Source organism: Streptomyces populi (genome assembly GCF_002911015.1).
GTDB classification, from domain to species: domain Bacteria; phylum Actinomycetota; class Actinomycetes; order Streptomycetales; family Streptomycetaceae; genus Streptomyces; species Streptomyces populi.
The window spans coordinates 1-7,431 of the sequence record NZ_KZ627043.1; the positions used below are offsets into that span (position 1 = coordinate 1).

General features: G+C 71.7%; 6 protein-coding genes. 4 read left to right on the plus strand and 2 right to left on the minus strand.

Annotated elements, in window-relative coordinates; translation table 11 throughout:
* The first annotated feature begins 282 nt into the window (after positions 1 to 282).
* Positions 283 to 1,107, plus strand: coding sequence for a class I SAM-dependent methyltransferase (locus CW362_RS41955; RefSeq protein WP_103554838.1), 825 nt, complete (start codon positions 283 to 285; stop codon positions 1,105 to 1,107).
* On the opposite strand, the gene CW362_RS41960 is transcribed toward CW362_RS41955, so the two are convergent.
* Positions 1,071 to 2,492, minus strand: coding sequence for a SulP family inorganic anion transporter (locus tag CW362_RS41960; RefSeq protein ID WP_103554839.1), 1,422 nt, complete (start codon positions 2,490 to 2,492; stop codon positions 1,071 to 1,073). The two genes, CW362_RS41955 and CW362_RS41960, sit on opposite strands and share 37 nt — an antisense overlap.
* Before the next feature lie 410 nt (positions 2,493 to 2,902).
* Here CW362_RS41960 and CW362_RS41965 point away from each other — a divergent pair, with 410 nt between their 5' ends.
* From CW362_RS41965 to proC, 3 genes are all read left to right on the plus strand, one after another.
* Positions 2,903 to 3,793 (plus strand): ABC transporter ATP-binding protein, encoded by an 891-nt coding sequence (locus CW362_RS41965; protein WP_103554840.1) that lies wholly within the window; start codon positions 2,903 to 2,905, stop codon positions 3,791 to 3,793.
* Positions 3,790 to 4,617 (plus strand): ABC transporter permease, encoded by an 828-nt coding sequence (locus CW362_RS41970; RefSeq protein WP_103554841.1) that lies wholly within the window; start codon positions 3,790 to 3,792, stop codon positions 4,615 to 4,617. Before CW362_RS41965 ends, CW362_RS41970 begins: the two co-directional genes overlap by 4 nt.
* A 161-nt stretch (positions 4,618 to 4,778) precedes the next feature.
* On the plus strand, positions 4,779 to 5,588 hold the full coding sequence (proC, locus tag CW362_RS41975) for a pyrroline-5-carboxylate reductase (RefSeq protein WP_103554842.1): 810 nt from the start codon (positions 4,779 to 4,781) through the stop codon (positions 5,586 to 5,588).
* Positions 5,589 to 5,688: 100 nt separating this feature from the next.
* Here proC and trpS read toward each other — a convergent pair whose 3' ends face one another.
* A complete protein-coding gene (trpS, locus tag CW362_RS41980) occupies positions 5,689 to 6,693 on the minus strand; it encodes a tryptophan--tRNA ligase (protein WP_103554843.1) in 1,005 nt (334 codons plus the stop codon).
* Positions 6,694 to 7,431 lie beyond the last annotated feature (738 nt).

The window sequence follows — 7,431 nt, forward strand, 5'->3', positions numbered from 1 at the left end:
ACGCCTCACCCGACGGCGACGGGCTGATGCACCGGCACGGCCCCGCCCCACGACGCACCGCCCACCGCACGGCCTTGCCCCTCACCGGTCGGCCCCGCGCCCCGACGCACCGCCCGCCCGCCCCACCGCACGGCCTTGCCCCTCACCGGTCGGCCCCGCGCCCCGACGCACCGCCTGCCCCACCCACCGCACGGCCTTGCCCCCCACCGGTCGGCCCCGCGCCCCGAGGCGCGGCAGGAAATTCTCTACCCCCGGCCCCGCACGACCCACGATCATGCCCGCATGACGCCTTCCTCGTCGCCCTCCCCTTCCACTCCCGCCGGAGCCTCCCAGCACGCCGAGCGCGCCCACTCCTTCAACGCCGCCGCGACGCAGTACGCCGCCAACCGCCCCTCGTACCCGCCCGCCCTCTTCGACGCCGTCGAAGACCTCGCGGGCCGGTCCCTGAGCGGGGCCAGTGCCGCCGACGTGGGAGCGGGCACCGGCATCTCGACCGGACTCCTGCACGGCCGCGGCGCGGACGTCCTCGCCGTGGAACCCGGCCCCGGCATGGCAGCCGAGTTCCGCCGCGTCCACCCCGGCATCCCGATCGTGCGGGGCAGCGGCGACGCCCTGCCCCTCGCCGACGCCTCCATGGACTTCCTCACCTACGTCCAGTCCTGGCACTGGACCGAGCCGAGCCGCTCGGTGCCGGAGGCGCTGCGCGTGCTGCGCCCCGGCGGGGCGCTGGCGCTGTGGTGGAACACCGAGGCGCTCGACGTCCCGTGGATCGAGGCGGCGGCCAGGCGCGCCGAACGCTTCCTCGGCCTGGACGAGAGGGACCGGAAGGCCGAGCGGAGCCCCAGCTCCGTCCAGCCCGCCCGCGCCCTGGTCGCCGACCCCACCGGCACCCTCTCCTTCGCCCACCGCCAGGTCCGCTGGAGCCGGCGCGTCCCGGTCGGCACCCGGCTCGCCAACGTCGGCAGCCACTCTCAGTTCCTGGTCCTCGGCGAGGAGGCCACCCGGGCGTTCTTCGCCGAGGAACGGGACCACCTCCTCCAGGCTTTCCCGGAGGGGTTCGTGGAGGAGGCCTACGTCGTGGAACTGCTGGTGGCGATCCGTTCGTGACCCCGCCCGGCGGCCCACGCCTCGAGGGCCGCCGCACACGCGTGGTCCACGTGCCGCAGTCCGCCCAGCTCCAGCCGTACGACACGGTCGTGGGGCAGCGCCTCCAAGGCGTCCAGCAGCTTCGGCAGCCGCAGGAAGGTGGCGTTGCCGACCACCCGTACGACCATGCCCGCGGCCCCCCGGTCCTCGGTCTCCACATGCACATGGCTGATGTCCCAGGCCGTCTTGGCCACGGCCAGCGCGAGCCCGACCAGCACGCCCTCGAACAGGTTCCCCACCACGATCGCCACCGCGGTCACCGCGAGCACGACCACCTCACCGCGATGCCCGCGCCACAGCTTCCGCGCCTCCCGCACCGGCACGAGCTTGCACCCCGCGTGCACCAGCAGCCCCGCCAGCGCCGCCACCGGGATCAGCCCGAGCACCGCGGGCACCACGGCCGTGAAGAGCAGCAGCCACACCCCGTGCAGCACCCGCGACACCTTGGTCTGCGCCCCCGCGTGCACGTTGGCCGCGCTCCGCACGATCACGGCGGTCATGGGCAGCGCCCCGAGCATCCCGCACACGGTGTTCCCGGCGCCCTGCGCGATCAGCTCCCGGTCGTAGTCGGTGCGCGGCCCCTGATGCAGCCGGTCCACCGCCGCCGCGCTGAACAGCGACTCCGCCGACGCGATCAGCGCGAACGCCAGGACGGTCCCGATCACGCCCACTTCCGTGAGCCGGCCCAGGTCCGCGGTGGACGGCGTCCGCACGGCATCGAACAGCCCCCGCACCTCGACCCGCCGCACCGAGAGATCGAAGGCCCCGGTGACGGCCGAGGCGAGCCCCACCGCCAGCAGCGGCGCCGGCACCACCCGGGCACCCCGCCGCCAGCGCGGCCACAGCAGCAGTACGGCCACGGTGGCGGCGCCGATCACCAGTGCCACGGGATCCGCGGCACCGGCCAGCGAGACGATCCCGGCGATCTTCCCGAGCCCGCCGGAAGGAGCGGCCGCGTCGCCCATGGCGTACACCTGACCCGCGATCAGCACGAGTCCGATCCCGGCGAGCATGCCCTGCACGACGGCCACGGACACGGCCCGGAACCACCGCCCGAGCCGCAGGACCCCGAGCCCGAGCTGCACGAGACCGGCCCCGAGCACCAGTACGCCCAGCGCCTGGACCCCGTACGACTGCACGGCCTCGTAGACCAGCACGGTCAGCCCGGCCGCGGGCCCGCTCACCTGCAGACTGCTTCCGGGCAGCGTCCCGGCGACCAGCCCGCCGACGATGCCGGTCACCAGCCCCAGTTCGGCGGGCACACCGGACGCTATGGCGACCCCGACACACAGGGGCAGCGCCACCAGGAAGACGACGAGGGACGCGAACAGATCGGCTTTGCGCATCACGACAGCACCTCCGGTCGACAGCGGGAGATGCGTGGGTGCCGTGCCGGGGGAGGGCACGGCGGACCTGCGCGGCCCGGCATGTGGCGCCGTTCCGCACATTGAAATCCATTGTCAGGTAAGTCCGTTGACCGCGCAGCCCCTCCGGGTCGGCGTCACGCGAACGCGGGAGCGCTTCGGTCGGCGAGGCCGCGGACGATCCCGTTCCGTTCGCGCCGACACGCGCCTGCGCCGCCCGGCGCTCCGGCCACCCGGCACTCCGCTCCCCGGGCCACCCAGCCCCCTGAACCACCCGGCCCCCTGAACCACCCGGCTCCCCGAACCACCCCGCACTCCGGCCGTTCGGCCGCTCCACCGGTACCGCGCGGCCCTTGACCCGCGTACCCCACGGGAGGGATATTCATCAAGCGATGATTATTCGTCCGCGTCCGCCCGACCCCACAGGAACAGCCGTGTCCCTTTCCCCTCCCGCCGTCCGCGCCGAAGGCCTCACGGTCGTCCGCGGCACCCGCACCGTCCTGCACGGACTCGACTTCACCGTCCCGCGCGGCCAGATCACCGGCCTGCTCGGTCCCTCCGGCTGCGGAAAATCCACCCTGATGCGCGCGACCGTCGGCACCCAGGCCAAGGTCGGCGGCACCCTCGAAGTCTTCGGCCTCCCCGCCGGCGACGCCGCACTGCGCTCCCGCATCGGTTACGTCACCCAGGCGCCCTCCGTCTACGACGACCTGACCGTCCGCCAGAACCTCGACTACTTCGCCGCGATCCTCGACCCGGGCAGGGCCGCCGCCGAACGCCGGCACGCGGACGTCACCCGGGTCATCGCCGACGTCGACCTCGCCTCCCACACCGACGCCCTCGCCGGAAACCTCTCGGGCGGCCAGCGCAGCCGCGTCTCCCTCGCCGTCGCCCTCCTCGGAGCCCCGGAACTCCTCGTCCTCGACGAGCCCACCGTCGGCCTCGACCCCGTCCTGCGCCGCGACCTGTGGAACCTCTTCCACTCCATCGCCGAGGAACGCGGTACGACCCTCCTGATCTCCTCCCACGTCATGGACGAGGCCGAGCGCTGCCACCGGCTCCTCCTGATGCGCGAGGGCGGGATCCTCGCCGACGACACCCCTGAGGCCCTCCGCGAACGGACCGGCTCGGACACGGTCGAAGCCGCCTTCCTGCACCTCGTGGACGAGGCGGTCGCGGCCGCGCGCCGGCCCGCGGCGGACACCACGCCGTCACCGCGGAAACCCCTCACTTCCGAACCCCCGGCCCCGGGCCCCGACCCCCGCGAGGAGACCGCACGATGAGTTCCACCGCGGCCACGAGCCCCACCCCGCCCAGCCCGCCCGCCGGCACCTCCGGCAGGGAAACACCGGCGTCCCGCCCGAGCGCGCTCGACCTCTCCCGCACGACCGCCACCGCGGCCCGCGTCCTGCGCCAGCTCCGGCACGACCCGCGCACCATCGCGCTGATGATCCTGGTCCCCTGCGTGATGCTGGTCCTGCTCCGCTACGTCTTCGACGGCAGCCCGGGCACCTTCGACTCCATCGGCGCGTCCCTCCTCGGGATCTTCCCGCTGATCACGATGTTCCTGGTGACCTCGATCGCGACCCTGCGCGAGCGCACCTCCGGCACCCTCGAACGACTCCTCGCCATGCCCCTGGGCAAGGGCGACCTGATCGCCGGCTACGCCCTCGCCTTCGGCGCGCTCGCCGTCGTCCAGTCGGCCCTGGCCACCGGGCTCGCGGTCTGGGCCCTCGGCCTGGACGTCACGGGCTCTCCCTGGCTCCTCCTGCTGGTCGCCCTCCTCGACGCCCTGCTCGGAACGGCGCTCGGCCTGTTCGTCTCGGCGTTCGCCGCCTCCGAGTTCCAGGCCGTCCAGTTCATGCCGGCGGTGATCTTCCCGCAGCTCCTCCTGTGCGGCCTGTTCACCCCGCGCTCCGACATGCACCCCGTCCTGGAGGCCATCTCCGACCTCCTGCCCATGTCGTACGCGGTCGACGCCATGAACGAGGTCCTCAGGCACACCGACATGACCACGACCTTCGTGCGCGACGTGCTCATCGTCGCCGGGAGCGCCCTGCTGGTCCTGGGACTCGGCGCGGCGACCCTGCGCCGCAGGACACCGTAGGACCCCGCGACCGGACGGACCACGACCCTCCGCCCCGCCCCGGCCCGCCCCGGCCGGGACCGGGGACGAAGCCGTCCGCCCACCGGACATCCCACCCGCCCCCATGATCCCGGTGGGAGGATGAACGCGGACGACTCAACCCTCGGAGGGCACCCGCAACCATGCCTCAGAAAGTCGCAGTCCTCGGCACCGGCAAGATCGGCGAAGCCCTGCTCAGCGGAATGATCCGAGCCGGCTGGGCCCCCACCGACCTCCTGGTCACCGCCCGCCGACCGGAGCGGGCCAGGGAACTCCAGGAGCGCCACGGCGTCACCCCGGTCTCCAACGCGGAAGCGGCGAAGACCGCCGACACCCTGATCCTCACCGTCAAGCCCCAGGACATGGGCGCCCTCCTCGACGAACTCGCTCCGCACATCCCCGCCGACCGCCTGATCATCAGCGGCGCGGCCGGCATCCCGACCTCCTTCTTCGAGGAGCGTCTGGCCCCGGGCACCCCCGTCGTGCGCGTCATGACGAACACCCCCGCCCTCGTCGACGAGGCCATGTCCGTCATCTCCGCCGGGAGCCACGCCACCGCCGAGCACGTGGCGTACGCCGAGGAGGTCTTCGGCGCCGTCGGCAAGACGCTGCTCGTCCCCGAGTCGCAGCAGGACGCCTGTACCGCCCTCTCCGGTTCGGGACCGGCGTACTTCTTCTACCTGGTCGAGGCCATGACGGACGCGGGCATCCTGCTCGGCCTGCCCCGCGACAAGGCCCACGACCTGATCGTCCAGTCCGCGATCGGCGCCGCCGTGATGCTCCGCGACAGCGGAGAGCACCCCGTGAAGCTCCGCGAGAACGTCACCTCTCCCGCGGGCACCACGATCAACGCGATCCGCGAACTCGAGAACCACGGCGTACGCGCCGCGCTCATCGCGGCGCTGGAAGCGGCCCGCGACCGCAGCCGCGAACTCGCCTCCGGCAACAGCTGACGCGGGCTCCCGCTCCGTCCGGCCCTCGGTCCGAGTCGCACTCGGGACCGAGGGCCGGACCGGCACCGGCAGCCGACCGGCCTGAAGCCCGGTCAGCCGGTCATCCGGCCGAGGGCGCCAGCAGCCCGATGGCCTCGTACGCCGAGTCCACCGTCGGCCGAGCCATCTCCCTGGCCCGCCGCGCACCGTCCCGCAGCACCCCCTCCACGTACGAGGGATCCGCGCACAACTGCTTGTGCCGATCCTGTACGGGCCCGAGGAGCTCGACCACGGCGTCGGCGGTGTCCTTCTTCAGAGCGCCGTACGACGTGTACGCCCCGCTGAGGGTGGCGGGGTCCGAGCCCTGGCACGCCGCCAGGATCTCCAGCAGGTTCGAGACCCCGGGCCGCTCCTCCGGGTCGTACTCGACGTCCTGCCCGCTGTCCGTCACCGCGCGCATGATCTTCTTCCGCACGGTCTCGGGCTCGTCGAGCAGGTAGACGACACCCGGTCCGACGTCGTCGCTCTTCCCCATCTTCGACGTCGGCTCCTGCAGGTTCATGACCCGCGCCGCGACCTCCGGCCGGGTCGCGCGGGGCACCACGAACGTGTGCCCGTACCGCTGGTTGAACCGCACCGCCAGATCCCGGGTCAGCTCGACGTGCTGCGTCTGGTCGTCCCCGACCGGCACCTCGTCGGTCCCGTACGCCAGGATGTCGGCCGCCATCAGCACGGGATACGTCAGCAGGGACAGCCGCACGCTCCCACCGCGTTTCCGCTCCAGTGCGGCCTTCTCCTTGTACTGGATCATCCGCCGCATCTCACCGTCGGTGGCGACGCACTCCAGCAGATACGAGAGGCGCGCGTGCTCGTCCACATGACTCTGTACGAACACGGTGCACTGCTCGGGATCGAGTCCCGAGGCCAGCAGCAAGGTCGCCGCCTGCCTGCTGAGCCTGCGGACCCGGCCCGGATCGTGGTCCACGGTCAGCGCGTGCAGATCGACGATGCAGAACAGGGCCTCGGCCCGGTGCTGGTCGACTTCGGCCCAGCGGCGTACCGCGCCCAGATAGTTCCCCAGCGTCAGATGCCCGGTCGGCTTGACCCCGCTGAAGATCCGCGTCATCTCTCAACCTCCTGGTCGAGGCCGCCGCTCTCGTCGGCCGGCTCCCCGGGAGGGAAACGAAGACGGCCGCCGAGGCGGCGGCCGTTGGGTACATACGTGTGTACGGCCGCCGTCAGGCGGCCCACCACTGCTGGGTGCACGTACGCGTAGTCATGGACGTCAGCGTACGCCTCGGGTGACCCGTCCGGACCGCAGTTGACACGACTCCGGCCCATCCGTAGTGTTCTCCGAGTTGTCCGACGTGAGCGTCGACTCCGGTCGGTCCCCGGACAACCATTCCGCACCATCATTCAACGATCGGCGACTCGTCGTCGGCTCGTTTTCATGCGTGTTTGCGAATGAGGATTCCGCGTTCGAAAGGACGCCCCCGATTAGGTCGGGAGTCAGGGATCCGCTAATGTCTCACTCGTCGGAACGGCCCAACAGCCGCGAAGACAAAACCCGCTGACTGGGAGTCAGGCCCGAAAGGATCTGATAGAGTCGGACTCGCCGGAAAGGGAAACGCAGAAGCGGGAACCTGGAAAGCACCGAGGAAATCGGATACGGAAACGGTCTGATAGAGTCGGAAACGCAAGACTGAAGGGAAGCGCCCGGAGGAAAGCCCGAGAGGGTGAGTACAAAGGAAGCGTCCGTTCCTTGAGAACTCAACAGCGTGCCAAAAATCAACGCCAGATATGTTGATACCCCGTCTTCGGCCGATCGGCCGGGACGAGGTTCCTTTGAAAAAGTCCTGCCGGG

Bases quoted from the DNA above. Each gene is read 5' to 3' on its own strand.
- trpS (WP_103554843.1), bottom strand. From the start codon at position 6,693: ATGACGCGGATCTTCAGCGGGGTCAAGCCGACCGGGCATCTGACGCTG.
- CW362_RS41970 (WP_103554841.1), top strand. From the start codon at position 3,790: ATGAGTTCCACCGCGGCCACGAGCCCCACCCCGCCCAGCCCGCCCGCC.
- proC (WP_103554842.1), top strand. From the start codon at position 4,779: ATGCCTCAGAAAGTCGCAGTCCTCGGCACCGGCAAGATCGGCGAAGCC.
- CW362_RS41955 (WP_103554838.1), top strand. From the start codon at position 283: ATGACGCCTTCCTCGTCGCCCTCCCCTTCCACTCCCGCCGGAGCCTCC.
- CW362_RS41965 (WP_103554840.1), top strand. From the start codon at position 2,903: ATGATTATTCGTCCGCGTCCGCCCGACCCCACAGGAACAGCCGTGTCC.
- CW362_RS41960 (WP_103554839.1), bottom strand. From the start codon at position 2,492: ATGCGCAAAGCCGATCTGTTCGCGTCCCTCGTCGTCTTCCTGGTGGCG.